Annotated in this window: 14 protein-coding genes and 1 pseudogene; 7 read left to right on the plus strand and 8 right to left on the minus strand. The window is 61.2% G+C overall.

Annotation, left to right across the window (positions count from 1 at the left end; translation table 11 throughout):
• Positions 1 to 505: 505 nt before the first annotated feature.
• The 3 genes from NDI79_RS13995 to NDI79_RS14005 all read left to right on the plus strand — a co-directional run bounded on the left by NDI79_RS13995 (position 506) and on the right by NDI79_RS14005 (position 2,529).
• Positions 506 to 934 carry a DUF7539 family protein gene (locus NDI79_RS13995; protein WP_310929146.1) on the plus strand — a complete coding sequence of 143 codons (429 nt, stop codon included), beginning with the start codon at positions 506 to 508 and terminating at the stop codon, positions 932 to 934.
• A 21-nt stretch (positions 935 to 955) separates the two neighbouring features.
• Entirely contained in the window at positions 956 to 1,108 is a 153-nt protein-coding gene (locus NDI79_RS14000) for a hypothetical protein (RefSeq protein WP_310929147.1), read from the plus strand.
• A gap of 164 nt (positions 1,109 to 1,272) precedes the next feature.
• Positions 1,273 to 2,529 carry a cation:proton antiporter gene (locus tag NDI79_RS14005; protein WP_310929148.1) on the plus strand — a complete coding sequence of 419 codons (1,257 nt, stop codon included), beginning with the start codon at positions 1,273 to 1,275 and terminating at the stop codon, positions 2,527 to 2,529.
• 122 nt (positions 2,530 to 2,651) lie between these two features.
• Here the strand turns inward: NDI79_RS14005 and NDI79_RS14010 are convergent, their stop codons facing one another.
• Entirely contained in the window at positions 2,652 to 2,942 is a 291-nt protein-coding gene (locus NDI79_RS14010; RefSeq protein WP_310929149.1) for a hypothetical protein, read from the minus strand.
• Positions 2,943 to 3,393: 451 nt separating this feature from the next.
• Between NDI79_RS14010 and NDI79_RS14015 the strand changes: the two genes are divergently transcribed.
• Positions 3,394 to 3,699, plus strand: coding sequence for a HalOD1 output domain-containing protein (locus tag NDI79_RS14015; protein ID WP_310929150.1), 306 nt, complete (start codon positions 3,394 to 3,396; stop codon positions 3,697 to 3,699).
• Positions 3,700 to 3,714: 15 nt separating this feature from the next.
• Here NDI79_RS14015 and NDI79_RS14020 read toward each other — a convergent pair whose 3' ends face one another.
• From NDI79_RS14020 to NDI79_RS14030, 3 genes are all read right to left on the minus strand, one after another.
• The gene (locus NDI79_RS14020; protein ID WP_310929304.1) at positions 3,715 to 4,518 is read right to left on the minus strand and encodes a TrmB family transcriptional regulator; all 804 of its coding nucleotides are present in this window, start codon (positions 4,516 to 4,518) and stop codon (positions 3,715 to 3,717) included.
• Between the two features lie 274 nt (positions 4,519 to 4,792).
• Positions 4,793 to 5,131, minus strand: a complete 339-nt coding sequence (locus NDI79_RS14025; protein WP_310929151.1) for a DUF7344 domain-containing protein — start codon at positions 5,129 to 5,131, stop codon at positions 4,793 to 4,795.
• 293 nt (positions 5,132 to 5,424) lie between these two features.
• Complete coding sequence (locus tag NDI79_RS14030; RefSeq protein ID WP_310929152.1) at positions 5,425 to 5,598, minus strand: hypothetical protein; 174 nt, start codon at positions 5,596 to 5,598, stop codon at positions 5,425 to 5,427.
• 395 nt (positions 5,599 to 5,993) lie between these two features.
• Here NDI79_RS14030 and NDI79_RS14035 point away from each other — a divergent pair, with 395 nt between their 5' ends.
• Positions 5,994 to 6,485 carry a diadenylate cyclase gene (locus NDI79_RS14035; protein WP_310929153.1) on the plus strand — a complete coding sequence of 164 codons (492 nt, stop codon included), beginning with the start codon at positions 5,994 to 5,996 and terminating at the stop codon, positions 6,483 to 6,485.
• Positions 6,486 to 6,919: 434 nt separating this feature from the next.
• Positions 6,920 to 7,234, plus strand: coding sequence for a DUF5789 family protein (locus NDI79_RS14040; RefSeq protein WP_310929154.1), 315 nt, complete (start codon positions 6,920 to 6,922; stop codon positions 7,232 to 7,234).
• A 45-nt stretch (positions 7,235 to 7,279) separates the two neighbouring features.
• Here NDI79_RS14040 and NDI79_RS14045 read toward each other — a convergent pair whose 3' ends face one another.
• The 4 genes from NDI79_RS14045 to NDI79_RS14060 all read right to left on the minus strand — a co-directional run bounded on the left by NDI79_RS14045 (position 7,280) and on the right by NDI79_RS14060 (position 11,426).
• Positions 7,280 to 8,374 carry an SPFH domain-containing protein gene (locus NDI79_RS14045; protein ID WP_310929155.1) on the minus strand — a complete coding sequence of 365 codons (1,095 nt, stop codon included), beginning with the start codon at positions 8,372 to 8,374 and terminating at the stop codon, positions 7,280 to 7,282.
• 187 nt (positions 8,375 to 8,561) lie between these two features.
• Complete coding sequence (locus NDI79_RS14050) at positions 8,562 to 8,867, minus strand: DUF5789 family protein (RefSeq protein WP_310929156.1); 306 nt, start codon at positions 8,865 to 8,867, stop codon at positions 8,562 to 8,564.
• 272 nt (positions 8,868 to 9,139) lie between these two features.
• A complete protein-coding gene (locus NDI79_RS14055) occupies positions 9,140 to 9,925 on the minus strand; it encodes a mechanosensitive ion channel family protein (RefSeq protein WP_310929157.1) in 786 nt (261 codons plus the stop codon).
• A 256-nt stretch (positions 9,926 to 10,181) separates the two neighbouring features.
• Positions 10,182 to 11,426 carry a CBS domain-containing protein gene (locus NDI79_RS14060; RefSeq protein ID WP_425499605.1) on the minus strand — a complete coding sequence of 415 codons (1,245 nt, stop codon included), beginning with the start codon at positions 11,424 to 11,426 and terminating at the stop codon, positions 10,182 to 10,184.
• Here NDI79_RS14060 and NDI79_RS14065 point away from each other — a divergent pair.
• Positions 11,337 to 11,546: pseudogene (locus NDI79_RS14065) on the plus strand (universal stress protein); the annotation flags it as partial. The gene NDI79_RS14060 and the pseudogene NDI79_RS14065 sit on opposite strands and share 90 nt — an antisense overlap.
• Positions 11,547 to 12,996: the final 1,450 nt, after the last annotated feature.

Here is a 12,996-nt window from a genome sequence, read left to right on the forward strand (position 1 = left end):
TCTCGACAGCGGTGTCGCGACCAAACGCATCGTCTCCCTCGACGACCAACTTGGAATCGACCTCCCGACCCGAGAGGCACTCGCCGAATCGTTCACTAGCGGCTACTCCCTCTCGATCCCACGCGTCCCGAAAAGGGGGCCACCGACAGTGCGTACCGCTCCCGGATCAACGTCGGGCCGGCGATGCTCAAGTCAACGGAGTCCCAAGCTAGATCGAGGTTACTACCCCTCTCAAGAAATTAGATCCCGTGAAAAGTGGTGTGTTAGACACGCCGACGCTCCCCGATTCGCCGGTAGGTTTAACCAACAATAGAGTCGGGAAGTTAACCAACAACGGGTAGGCGCGACGCCCCTGACGACCCGGAAGCCCGACGTGAGGAGCTACCTCCCTAAAACGGAATCGAGTCTCACGACTACCTGAGCGACTGGCAGAGAATCAACGACGTGAGCGAAGGATCGAAGCCACCGTGCGAACGTTGATTGCCTCAGCAGTTCACATAGGATCATGGCCGAGTTTACAGACGAACGACAGCTCGTACTACGGGCGCGCTCTCAGTTGGATCAGTGGACGAAACGTGCCCGAATGGAGGCGTACGCTGAACTGTTCGAAGGTGACAATCCCGTCCTCTCCCGGGACGAGGTTCGACTGCTCGATGCGCTCGACTCGGAACTGGAGCGAGAGGGTGGCGATGGCGTCTGGGGGACCGATCAGTACGGAATCCACACGGCTGGGACCTCGAGTTCGGATACCTCTCTCGGAGTAGTCTGCGTGTACCACCCACAGATCACCAAAGACTCCGTCCTTCGTGGGGCCGACGATCTTGACGACGAAACCGAAGAGCGACTCAACGCTGCACTCTGGAAGTACAGTGAGCGCGTCGCGACACTCATCGAAAGAGAACTCGACGAGTTCATCCGTCACACACAGGATTAGGCCCCAACCGGCACCCACGAGGTGCTACTCGGGACCGACGGGCTGTTCGCGAACTTCTGGCGGGTGCAGACCGGAGATATCGCATCGCTGCCCCGGGAGTTCCTCGAACGCGCTCTCCGTCGGCAGGCGGTCGTCGACCTCGCGGACGGAGAACCCGAGGAACGGTCGGGCTAAGCAGACACTCGAACGGGACCACGACGTGGCCGCTCGGACCAATCACCCGAGCGGGTCCCGTTCGACGGCGACTGGCTGACCGTCATTGGCGTCTCTACGCGGAGACGGTCCCAAAGGAACTATCTGCTCCGCCGGCGACTCGTGAACCGGTACCGGGAACACTCATGTCGTCGGCCACCGCGCTCGGAACGACGCCGCAGTTTCTCGTCTTGGTAGCGCTGTTGCTGGTCGTCGCGCGGGCTCTCGGGAGCGTGACCGAGCGGCTCGGACTCACCCGCGTCGTCGGCGAACTCGGGACCGGATTCGTCCTCGGTCCCTCGGTGTTCGGTCGTCTTCTTCCTTCGATGTACGACCCGCTGGCCCCGGCGGTCGCGTCCACGTTGTTGAGCGACCTCTCGCTGCTCGGGCTGGTGTTACTCTTGACACTGGCCGGCCTCGAGACCGACGTCGAACTCGTTCGGTCGTACGCCCGCGACGTCATCACCATCGGCTCCGTCGGCGTCGCCGTCCCGTTTGCGTTCGGTCTCGCGTTCGGGTTGGTTATTCCGGCGTTTCTCCTGACCGATACGACGCCTCGACTGGTATTCGCACTCTTTCTCGCGACGTCGCTGTGTATCTCCGCGATTCCTGTGATCGTCCGCATCCTCATCGACCTCGAGGCGTTCGACAGTACGTTCGGCCAGCGGACGGTGGCGACGGCGATGTACACCGACGTGGTCGGGTGGCTTCTGCTAAGCGTCGTGGTCGGGGTCGCCCGCGTCGGCCGGCTCGACCTCCGGGCGGTCGGTGTCGTAGTTCTCACGCTCTCGGGCTTCCTTCTCGGAGCGGTCTTTTTGGGTCAGCGCGTCGTCGACGCAATCCTCGCGCGTCTCGACGACGCCGACGGCCGGGGGCACCTCGTCATCCTGGTCGCCGCGGCGGTCGGGGGGAGCGCGCTCACGTACGCCGCCGGCATCGAACCGGCGCTGGGCGCGTTCGCGGTCGGACTGTTGTTTGCCCGGGCCGGCGGCATCCCCGACCGGGCGCGGGCAACGTTCGAACAGATGACGTTGGGCGTGTTCGCGCCCCTGTTCTTCGGCGTCGCCGGCCTGAACGCCGACTTGGGGCTGCTATTCGATCCGACGGTCGCCGTCGTCGGCACGGCGACGCTGGTCATCGCGACGGTCGGAAAGATCGGGGGCGTGTCCCTCGCGGCCTCGTGGCTCGGGTACGACGGACCGGAGGCGGTCGGGATGGGAATCGGACTGAACGCCCGTGGGGCCATCGAAATCGTCGTCGCGACGGTCGGGTTGGAGTTGGGAATTCTGAGCACTCGGATGTACACGGTCGTCATCGCCGTGGCGGTCCTGACGTCGGCGATGACGCCTCCATTGCTCCGGCGAGTGCTCCAGGGAATCTCGGGCGACTCGACTCCCCGGTAGGCGTCTGAATCGGTCGAATAGGTCCCGAGCCGGGTGATTCACGGGGATGCGACGCAGAGCGCTGGCTAGGTCGTCCGGTCGGCCGCCGTCGAACGAGCTATCCGGGATACAGAACTCGGAACTCACGCCCCGAGCCAGTCGTTGTCGCTGACTTCGTAACCGCTCTTCTGACAGAACTTCCGGCCCCGTTGACGGACCGCTCGGGAGCTCGGTCGCTCACCCGTCGACCGCATCTGTTCGACGATCCAGCCGGTCACCACCGCCACCCCCTCGTCGTCGTCGTCCGGGGTGATGTCCTCGAGCGCCCGGAACGTCCGTTCGTAGGCCTCGTACTGGTCGCCTCGGTCGTCGTCGCGCAGGCCCTCTTTCGACTCGGCCTCGCTGATACGCTGCATCGCAGTGTCGATAGACATAACCCACGATAGGACGCGAAGCGATGTAAAGCAGAGTATCCCCAATCAGGATGCGAGAGTGCGACCACGGCTCGGGGCAGACGGTTCCGTGAGGCGTCATCGGAGCGTTACGAGCCGTGGTCGCTGCGTTGGAACAGGAACGGACACCGGAGCTCCGACCCACGATGAACAGAATTCATTACAGGAATATACTTGTAACGTGATACTCGTTTCTAAGGCGGTGTGTTTAACAGGGTGACAACAACAGCGAGTCGGTCGGGGTTTCCAGCCGACGCGAGCCGTAGTACCGCGGTCGGGCGACGGTCAATCGCTGTCCCGCGTGCGGGTCAGAGCCCAAGCCAACCGGGAATCTATACTACGCGCGTCAAGTTCCCACCGATCCCGGACACTTGTTGTGATAAAACGGGTGAGAAACTCCACGGGTTTTCACTGCCCAGCACCACGTAGCACTGTGGAGTACGAGATCGAGGGCGGTGAATCCATCAGTATGGCCGTTGTACGCACGGTGAGCGCAGTCGAAGGTCGCAAACCGTGCTCCCTCCGAACGCTGACGGACGTTCTCGACCCGGATGCGTTAGATGTGTTGTGTGCCCCGCAGTACGGCGGAGCAGCTCGAACGGGTGGACGCGTTTCGTTCGTCTACAGCGGTTGCCGCGTCACGGTCGACAACGGTGAGTATCTCACTGTTCAACCGCTCGAAGACCGTCTCTACGACGAATCTGATCCAGAACCTACCGACAGACAGGTGAGCCGATGACTGCGTCTCTGCGGCTTACTGCTTGGGATCATGAACGGTCAACAACCCTTGAGCCATGAGTCGCCGGGCGATTACGACGAGGCCGTTCCCGAACCCTTCGCCGAAAATCGCTTGTTCCTCTTTGCTGCCGGGCATGATCGAACTCACGAGGATCGTCGACCGGTCCGTCAGAAGAAGTCGGCCGATAGCCGTCTCGCTTTCAGTAGCGTGTTCGCCGTGTAACCACTCTAAGCCAGAGATGAACGTCGTGGCGTCCGGTACTGCCGTTTGAATTTGGTCTTGTAGCGACTCCGTCAGCGCCCCGATGAGAAGGTCGACTCCGTTGCCAACGTCGTTGAGGCTGGCAACGAGATCCTTCGTCAAGAGTGACTCGTCGCCGACGACCAGAACGATCTCCTCGGACGCCTCCTTGATGAGCTGATTCGTCCGATTTTCTATCCCGTCTCGCCCGGACATCGCCCAGACCTGCTGGACGGGCGTCTCGTCGTCTTCGTCGACGATTCCGATCGTATCCAGCGCATCGTGGAGTCGCTCGACGCGGGTCTCGTACTGGTCGCGCAGGGTTTCCGTCGCCTCGTCGAGCGGAACAGCCCGGAACTGCTGCGGGCTCGAATGTTGGATCTCGACTAAGCCTTGCGCCTCCAGCACCCGAATCGCATCGTACACCCGCGTTCGGGGAACCTCTGTCGTCTCGCTCAACTGCTTTGCCGTTCCCGCGTGGAGGCGAGACAAGCCGACGAAGCAGCGCGCCTCGTATTCTTTCAAGCCGAGTTGTTGGAGGACTTCGATCGCTTCGTCCAAACTGTCAGTAGTATTCATGTGTCCCAACCTCACGGGGTATCCCCAGTGATTGTCTGGTAATTCACCCCCGGTACGGATAGGTATTGTCACTCAAGTCATGACGGGAATCGCCGGGAGGACGTGATACGACCCTCTGATGGTCCGACGTCGGTGTCCAACCGACGCCTCTGCTCCGCTCAGATGATCATCGTGATATCTAGTGCCGCTTCGACTACTATCGAACGGGTCGTAGTAGTTCTCCGCGCGTGCAGACGACGAACTCTCGCGCTACGAGACGTTCGATGTAGTCGCCTCAGACGTGCTTCCCGGTTACCGGTCTGTCGGCGGGTAGTGAGTCCAGTATCGACTCAACCCGATTGTCGGGCTGATACCGGACGATTCCGCGTTCGCGATCGTATTCGACGACACCCTGCTCCGCTAACTTCGGCAGTGAGATGTGGGAGAGATGGATTGTGAGTTGTTCTCGGTCCATACTTCGGTCGTCGGACTGCAGTTCGTCACCGTGTATTCGATCTACGAGGTCGTCGGTTACCGTTTTACCAGCGGTTTCGTGCCGTAACTGCTGAATGAGCCGTCGCCGGTGACGATCAGCGACGAGTTGCAGACAATCGTCGAGGTCTTGTCCCTTCATAGTTGACGTATCGACTACTCATCTCATAAACGGATAACTTCTTCACACCAAGCCGCTTTTTTTATTATGTGAGTCACTGGTCGGTCCGGATATGGCCGAGGGAAGTGTCGCTCGACCCGGTTCCACACTCGGAGAGCGGTCGATTTCTTACGCCAGCGGTGAACTACGAAGGCTGACGGCGTTCGGTTCCTCACCGAACGGAGTCGGGTGGATAGATATCTGTCGAGGAGTGCGCCCTCTTCGCGCGGTCCCTAATGGTCCTTCGAAGACTCCGACCACCTTCTTCGGAATCGTCAAGCGATGCTCCCGAGGTCCCGTACGTACTCTTTTTCGATGGTAATCCAGTGTGTCGTGGGTTCGCGTTCCGGATCGAAGACCGTCACTTCGGTTGGAGAGTCCTCGTCGTCGAACGCCCAACAAAGCGTGAAATCGGGAAGCTCTGCGGAGCGGGGTTCGCGGTCGTTCATAGACATGTATTTGGTAGACGCAGATGGTCGATTCGGGCCCGCGCTGGACGTCGACCGCAGCAGATTTCGTCCTCTGAGTCGCTCGTTCCTCGAATCGAGTACGAAGGTACTCGAACTCGACCCTCTTCAAGGAGCAACGTTTTCATCACACGCGTTGTACTGATTACCCGAGTGAATCTCTCCGCAACTGCGCGGCGTGCGCGTCCGCCGACGACGGGGTTCGGGTAAGGGAGACCCGGAGGGTGCGTTCACCCGGTTACTCAAAACAGAATCTCATTTGGAAATCCAGCGCTACTATCACCGTGTCAGTCCTACACGGCACTACTGAGATGAGTGAGCTATCCCCTAGCTCTGTCGCATCAGAGCTGAAATCTACTAGTACAGATATCGACGCAGTGCTCGAACGGATCGAGAAATGCGTTGGAGAGATCAGTCACGGGTTCGAACGGTGGGACGACCCCTACGCTCGTGGACCCGGCCTCTACTTCGTCGTCGAACGTGATTCCATGGCCGAGTTCGCGGCTCCGATGGGGACGAACCGCTGGCCGGTTGAGGACTGCGGAAGCGTCTTCGCCGAGACCGACGTGTTTCTCGAAACCGCACAGAAGGTCGCGTTGTCCTGCGACGGTGCAGTCGTCGTTCGCAACGACGGTACGATCAGAGAGGAGATGGTCCGAGTAAAGCAACTCTCTGCGGACGAATATCGGCGGATTAACGACCTTCCCTATGCAGAGTGGATGGGTACCCGTCACATGAGTGCGCTGGAGACCTCGGTCCGCGAAGAGGTGATCGCTGCGGTCACACTCAGCGAGGAGAACGGACGGGTAACGGTCTTCATCGACGGCGCGTTCGAGGATTCCCCGGCGGCATTCCGGGTGACGGACTGACCAACCGGCGTGAGAACACTCGCGGCCGTTACCGCGTTCCTCGTACTTGCGCCCTTCATCGTTTTCCGTGACCTCCCTTCGAACCTCTCCGGCGTGCTCTGTTTCCGCTTCTGCGAATTCCGCTTCGTTTTCGGTCGCACTGACGGGGCTTACGTCACCGTCGAGAGTCTCACTATCGACGAGTGCGGTCTCGACAGGCGTACCACCCGATCTGGGTCTGTCGAACTTCACTCTTGAGCACCCGCCGTCGATTGATACACGTTCGAAGGATGTCGTTCTCGTGGAACTCGCTCTCAATAGTGTCGCTCTGGATGGCCTCCTCGGCGTTCGTCTCGGTTTCGACGAATCGACCGCGTCGTTTGTCCGTACCCGAGATTTTCGCGCCGACGAACGTCCGCACAGTTATCCGAATCGAACGCCTATCTTGACGAAGGATGCCAGACGAGAACGTAAACGACGACCAGCAAGAGCAGTCGGAGCGGAAACGAGAAGACGTACGCGACCGCACCCGCGAAGATCGCGCGATGAGCGGTGACCCCAAGGGGCGGCTCGGGGGCCTCGACGAAGCACTCGAATCCCAGACCTATCCGATCACGACGGACGAGTTGGTCGAGGCGTACGGCGACTACGAGGTCGAAGCCCAAAGCGGGACGAAGTCACTCGAAGAAGTGCTCGCTCCGACCGATAACCAAACGTACGACTCCGCCGACGACGTCCGAAGCCGGGTGCTGGGACTGATACATCGGTAACCGTCGTCGTCTCGGTCCTTTCTCGACACCCACTGAGTGTCGCGTTTAGGAGTTCTTCTCCCGAACGGGGGCGTTCTTCGCATTCGATTCACCGTCCTTGACCGCCTTGGCCTGTTGTTCCAACTCTTCGACGTTCATCTCGGCTGCTTCCTCTATTTCGCCGAGAATCTCCTTGATGTTGTCGAGTCCGATCAGTTCGCGCGTCTCCTCGTCGAACTGCAGACTGTCCAACCGCCGCCCGTCGGTCGCGACGTCGCTCCCCGTGAGGTGTTTGCCGTAGCGTCCGACCAGCGAAGTGAGTTCCTGCGGGAGGACGAACGTCGTCGATTCCCCTCGACCGATGGCTTCGAGCGTGTCCATCCCTTTGTCGATAATCGCGCGTTCGCCCATCGACTCCGCGGACTTGGCTCTCAGAACGGTCGAAATCGCGTCACCCTGTGCCTCGAGGATCTGGCTCTGTTTTTCGCCCTGCGCGCGGATGATGTTCGACTGCTTGTCCCCTTCGGCCTGTTCGACTGCGCTCCGGCGCTCCCCCTGCGCTTCGAGGATCGTGGCCCGTCGTCTCCGCTCCGCGCCGGTCTGCTGTTCCATCGCGTGTTGGACCTCTTGGCTGGGATTGACCTCTCGGACTTCGACGGACTCGACGCGGATTCCCCATTCGTCGGTCGGTTCGTCGAGTTCCCTCCGGATACGGGCGTTTATTTCTTGGCGTTTGTTCAGCGTGTCGTCGAGTTCCATATCGCCGAGGACCGCTCGGAGCGTGGTTTGGGCGAGGTTCGAGACGGCCGTTTTGTAGTCCTCGACCTCCAGGAACGCCTTCTTCGCATCCATCACGCGGAGATAGACGACGGCGTCCGCCGTCACGGGCGAGTTGTCCCGCGTGATCGCTTCTTGTCGGGGGACGTCCATCGTCTGCGTCCGCATGTCGAACGTGTACGTGCGCGACACGAACGGGGGGATGAAGTTGATGCCTGGTTCGAGCAGGCCGCGGTACTCGCCGAACACTGTGAGCGCCTGCTTGTCGTAGGCGTCGACGAACCGCACCATCTGCCAGACCGTTACCACTGCCAGCACCAGTACGAGCAGGCCACCTATCGCGAATCCGAGAGTCGAAGCCTGCAGCGAAACTAAATCGTACATCTGTTTCACATTCGCTTTGTGACTGTATGAAGAGCCGATGTTTTCACGCGGGTCGGGTTTTTGATTATGTGAGAGACACGGCTGGCGGCACCCGACCGGTTCGACCGGCGCGCGAGTTCCGTCGGCGCTCCGAGCGCCTCCGACCTGCGGCTTTTCAGCCGTCCCGCATGCGCATCCTCCGACCTCTTCAGAACGAGACGTCGACTTCGTCCGTGGGTTCTAACGCCGCTTCGGAGGAGTTCCCGCCGCGGTCGTCGTAGAACTTGCGTCCGATGTACTCGTCGTTCACGTTCCCGATGATGGTCGTGAACAACTCGTCGGCCGACGCGTACGTCTCCTGTCCGACGGAACCGATGATCGTGGAGATAGTCTCGGTTTCCTGTGCGTCGGGGGCGTCGATTTCGACCGCTCCGACCTGTCTGATGACCGACTCGTGGTCAATCGGAAACGTGAGTTCGTCTTCGAGAGAGGCGAGTACGTCGCTTATCTTCATAGGATAGCTAAACTACCGTTCCCCTGTCACCTCAATTGGCATCATTTTGATTGCCGCCGCCTGTTTTGATTAACCGAGTTACCCGGGCCTCCACGTCGCTGGCGGTGATGTTACTCACCGAACGTCGCATGTGGCCGTTGCCGGCCGATCAGCCAAAGCGCCGTGGCCCAGCGTAGTACGGTAACATCGAATGAGAGTCGGGAGGAAGAGGCCAATCAAATAGTGATCCGAACGGAGACGCCCCAGATGCCGGTGGGGCGGATAGCTACGTATTACTCTCCGCCGTCGGACTGGATGTCCGACGAGGTTCGACTCGCCTCACTTGCCTCACCGCCGTCGGCCTGCGGCGAGTTGTGCGGTGCCGGCGTCCCGGCGGACGCGCGTCCCATCCAGCGGTCAACGTTCTCCGCGACGTAGGTGTGGCCACCCCATCCCACGGCGACGCCGACACCGATTGCGACGGCCGCGGCGAGTCCCCACGCTAACGCGTTGGCGAAGACGAACAGGATGCCGACGTCGACGCCCATCGTGTCGAGTCCGATCACGATCGCGGTGAAGTAGAGGAACATCCGCGTCCCCTTCGCGAACCACGAGGTGTATCCGGTACGGGTGGCCGTCCGGGTCCGTATGATGGCGTCGCCGATGAAGTCCGCGACGACGAATCCGAGGACGATCACCAACAGTCCGGCGACGAACGCCGGGAGATACGAGACCGCCGTCGAGATCCACTCCGACAGCAGCGAAATCGCGAGCACGTTCGCGGCGGCGAGAATCGCTAGCGCGTAGACGAACCACTTCGCGAGCGTCCCGAACGCGTTCGAAACGGCGTCTTCGGTTCCGCCCAAGATGCGTCCGATCGGCGTTTCAAGCACCATCCGGTCGATCTCGACCCGGTCCGCTACCTTCCGGACCACCTTGGCGGCCGCGACGCCGAGGACCCAGCCGATCAGGAGAACGAGGAGGGCCCCGACCAGACGGGGGAGAAACGAGACGATCTCCGCAACCGTCTCCTCGAGGAACGCGGGAACGTTTATCTGTAGTACATACGGTTGTAGCATAACTCGAACGTCACCCGTCAGCATCATGAACGGACGACATTTTCACATCTCGAGGGTTTTTCATTATGTGGGTTACACCGTGAGCGTCAAAGTTCTCACCAGGGTAGTCTACTCACGCCCCCGAGCGAGAGGGTGAGATTCGTCTCAGTGGACTTTCCGTCGGTTCTTCGCTAGCGTCGCGCGAAACACAGGGCTGCGTCGACGGGTAGTAACCGTTCGAGATGCCGGTTACGTGCCCGTCCGTAACCTAACCGAATCAGCCGCCGAGCCACCAGCCGTACAGCGGTGCCTGCTCCTCAGCGTCCGAACGCTTCTTCGATTGGCCGTAGGTCTTCCCCTTGAGGAGTTGGCGCTCAACCCCGTTCGCCGCGAGTCGAAGGGCGTGCGTGGCACCGAACCCCTCCCCGTCGGCCGTGAAGTATCCGCGGTCGGTGACCAGCCGAATCCGTGCCAGCACCAGCGGTACACCCCGGCTTCGTTCCTTGTGCTCCTGCAGTTGAATGCTGGCTTTGATCACGCTCATCTCTCCGTACTTCGAGGTCATCTCCTCGATCAGCGCGGAGACGTCGTCGTAGTCCATCCCCTCCAGTAAGTCGAGTCCGAACACCTGGACGGCGTTCCGGTCCTCGCGTTCCCAGGTGAGCGCCTCGATGACATCTGTTTTCGTGATGATACCGACCGGCTCATCCGAGTCGTCGGCCGTGACGACGAGCGAGGAGATCTCACGATCGAACATCGTCTCGACGACCTCGTCGAGCGGTGCGTTCCGCTCGATTGTCACGACTGCATCGGACATCAGGTTCCGTATCGGCAGGTCGAGCATCCGGTCGGCGTCGCCCTCGCGCGCGCCGAACCCACCACGGTTCTGTCGCCCGCCACCGCGGCGACCGGAACCACCCGACGACCCGCCCTGACTCTTACTGCCGCCTCGCGTCGTGAACTCGATGACGTCGTACAGGCTCAACACGCCGACGAGAGCGTTCCCATCGACGACCGGGAGATGGGCGATACCGGCCTCTCGAAGCGTATTGAGCGCTTTTCCGATCGTGGTTTCCGGGGTCGCGCTGACCAATTCCGCCGTGTAGGCGTCGTCGACAGTCGCCGCGTCGAGGAACGGACGGACCGCCTTGAGGACGGCATCGGCGGTCACGACGCCGACGACACGGTCGTCGTCGAGTACGGGGAGCGTCTTGGCGTCGCTTCCGATCATGAGGCGCGCGACCTCACGGACGTCCTCGGTGCGGTCGACAGTCGGGACGTGCTGTACCTGTGAGCCGACCTTCGCAGATGGCTGGTTGGACGAGGATGCCAACTGTCGGCGACTGACGACGCCGCGATACTCGTCGCCGTCTGTTACGACGACGGCATCGAGTAGGAGAACGACGTCGACGAGATCTTCCTGGGAAGCCACGGCCGGGAGGGGACCTCCCGGATCCTGTTCGGGAGCGTCGCCGAGCGGAACGAACCGGCGGACGCGATTCTCGACTACGTCGACGACCACGACGTCGACCTCGTGATACTGGGGAGCCACGGTCGGTCCGGCGCGTCGAGACTGCTCCTCGGAAGCGTCGCGGAGACCGTCGCGCGGCGGTCACCCGCACCCGTGACGGTCGTCCGGTGATAGCCTCTACCGAGTCGCTCCCGCCTCGGAACGACGGCGAGTCCCAACGAACGGTTCGCGTTCGTGGAGCCGGTAACCTCGGAAGACTCTCGACGACGTCGAAGGCGAGTACGCCTACGGTCGGACCGACGGACCGGACGAGACGGCGTTCGGCGCGTTCCCCTCGTCGCTGATAGGAGAGGACTGGGTCCGTCAGCACGAAAGGCGATTGGAAGCGCGTCTTCGCGTTCGACCTGAGAGGAAGTGAAGGGAGGCCGCTCTACGGGACGGTCGCGGAACGCCACCCCGACCCGGTGGACTAGCCGAAACCGGGACGAACGACCTCTGAGCGGGGTCGACGGCGTCCCGTCGGTCGGAACCGGAGGCGAACCTTCGGGAGCCGACCTGCACGGTGACGATTCGGCGTCGGATGACCCCGGTACTCTTTCGTCGTCTCGCCGAGGAACCCGCGCGTGACGCCACCTCCTCAGTGGAATTCGAAAACGAATAGTAAGAATACGAACGCAAATACGACGAGAGTATTCTAACGATAGTGCTTTCTGCTGTAGAACGCTCGGTTCGAGTGGCGTCTAGTGCGTCCCTGCTGACCGAATCGACGCGTTATCCTCGCTCGGCGCGTAGACACGCCGCTAGCAGACGGTGGTGCCGGCACCCTCGGAGTCGCAATCCGAAGCAAACTCGCTGATCGGGGTACGGTAGGTTTGTCTAGCTCACCGATATCTAAGGCGCGGTACTCTCGACTGTCCGAACGAGGGACGTTCCTAAACTAGCTACGTAAGCGCGTCTCGAGAGAGACCTCCGTTGCGGAGAACGGTTCGGTACGAGGTGGGAGTACGAGGGTGAGACCGCCATCCGACTCATCGGAACGTGGACGACTTCGCGGGCACCGAGAGCCGTATCTCTCCCGCCGCACCGACGCGGTCGGATTCGGGTCGGGACGGGTACGGACGCGAGTGTCCGTACCCTCACTTCGGAGCGGGCGTCCCCGAGGGTGAACGCGCCATCTCGGGAGCGCATCCGCTCGCAGCAGTGACTCTCCGATGGATTCGTGGACGTCAGCCACTCACTCGTCGGCGTGCGTGGTCGACTACCACCGTCTCGCTGATAGACGTTGACGGCCGTTCTTCACCGGGCGGCGCCGTCGCCTCGCCTACTTGTTTACCACTACTAAACAGAGAGCAAGCGCTCTTCGACTATGTATTACAGTAATAGTAACGTAACTGAAACTGTTCTTCCGTCCGGTTGGTCGAGCTAATTCGCTCTCCCCTTACACCACGTTTTCAGCCCGCTATCGGACTGATACGCCGGAACAGTGTCTCGGCGACGCCCGTGGGACGGCGTCGGAGACTTCCGCCTCGATTGCTTCACAGACGGACGCTCCTTTCGTTAGCGGAGGGGAGTCAGCTCGCATCGGCCGCGAAACGACCGAATAAACCGTTATAGACTCGGA

The organism is Halogeometricum sp. S3BR5-2 (genome assembly GCF_031624635.1).
Lineage (GTDB): Archaea > Halobacteriota > Halobacteria > Halobacteriales > Haloferacaceae > Halogeometricum > Halogeometricum luteum.

What these genes read in the sequence shown, in the direction of transcription:
- NDI79_RS13995 (WP_310929146.1), top strand. Translation starts at nt 506, where the DNA reads ATGGCCGAGTTTACAGACGAACGACAGCTCGTACTACGGGCGCGCTCT.
- NDI79_RS14005 (WP_310929148.1), top strand. Translation starts at nt 1,273, where the DNA reads ATGTCGTCGGCCACCGCGCTCGGAACGACGCCGCAGTTTCTCGTCTTG.
- NDI79_RS14010 (WP_310929149.1), bottom strand. Translation starts at nt 2,942, where the DNA reads ATGTCTATCGACACTGCGATGCAGCGTATCAGCGAGGCCGAGTCGAAA.
- NDI79_RS14020 (WP_310929304.1), bottom strand. Translation starts at nt 4,518, where the DNA reads ATGAATACTACTGACAGTTTGGACGAAGCGATCGAAGTCCTCCAACAA.
- NDI79_RS14025 (WP_310929151.1), bottom strand. Translation starts at nt 5,131, where the DNA reads ATGAAGGGACAAGACCTCGACGATTGTCTGCAACTCGTCGCTGATCGT.
- NDI79_RS14030 (WP_310929152.1), bottom strand. Translation starts at nt 5,598, where the DNA reads ATGAACGACCGCGAACCCCGCTCCGCAGAGCTTCCCGATTTCACGCTT.
- NDI79_RS14040 (WP_310929154.1), top strand. Translation starts at nt 6,920, where the DNA reads ATGCCAGACGAGAACGTAAACGACGACCAGCAAGAGCAGTCGGAGCGG.
- NDI79_RS14045 (WP_310929155.1), bottom strand. Translation starts at nt 8,374, where the DNA reads ATGTACGATTTAGTTTCGCTGCAGGCTTCGACTCTCGGATTCGCGATA.
- NDI79_RS14050 (WP_310929156.1), bottom strand. Translation starts at nt 8,867, where the DNA reads ATGAAGATAAGCGACGTACTCGCCTCTCTCGAAGACGAACTCACGTTT.
- NDI79_RS14055 (WP_310929157.1), bottom strand. Translation starts at nt 9,925, where the DNA reads ATGCTACAACCGTATGTACTACAGATAAACGTTCCCGCGTTCCTCGAG.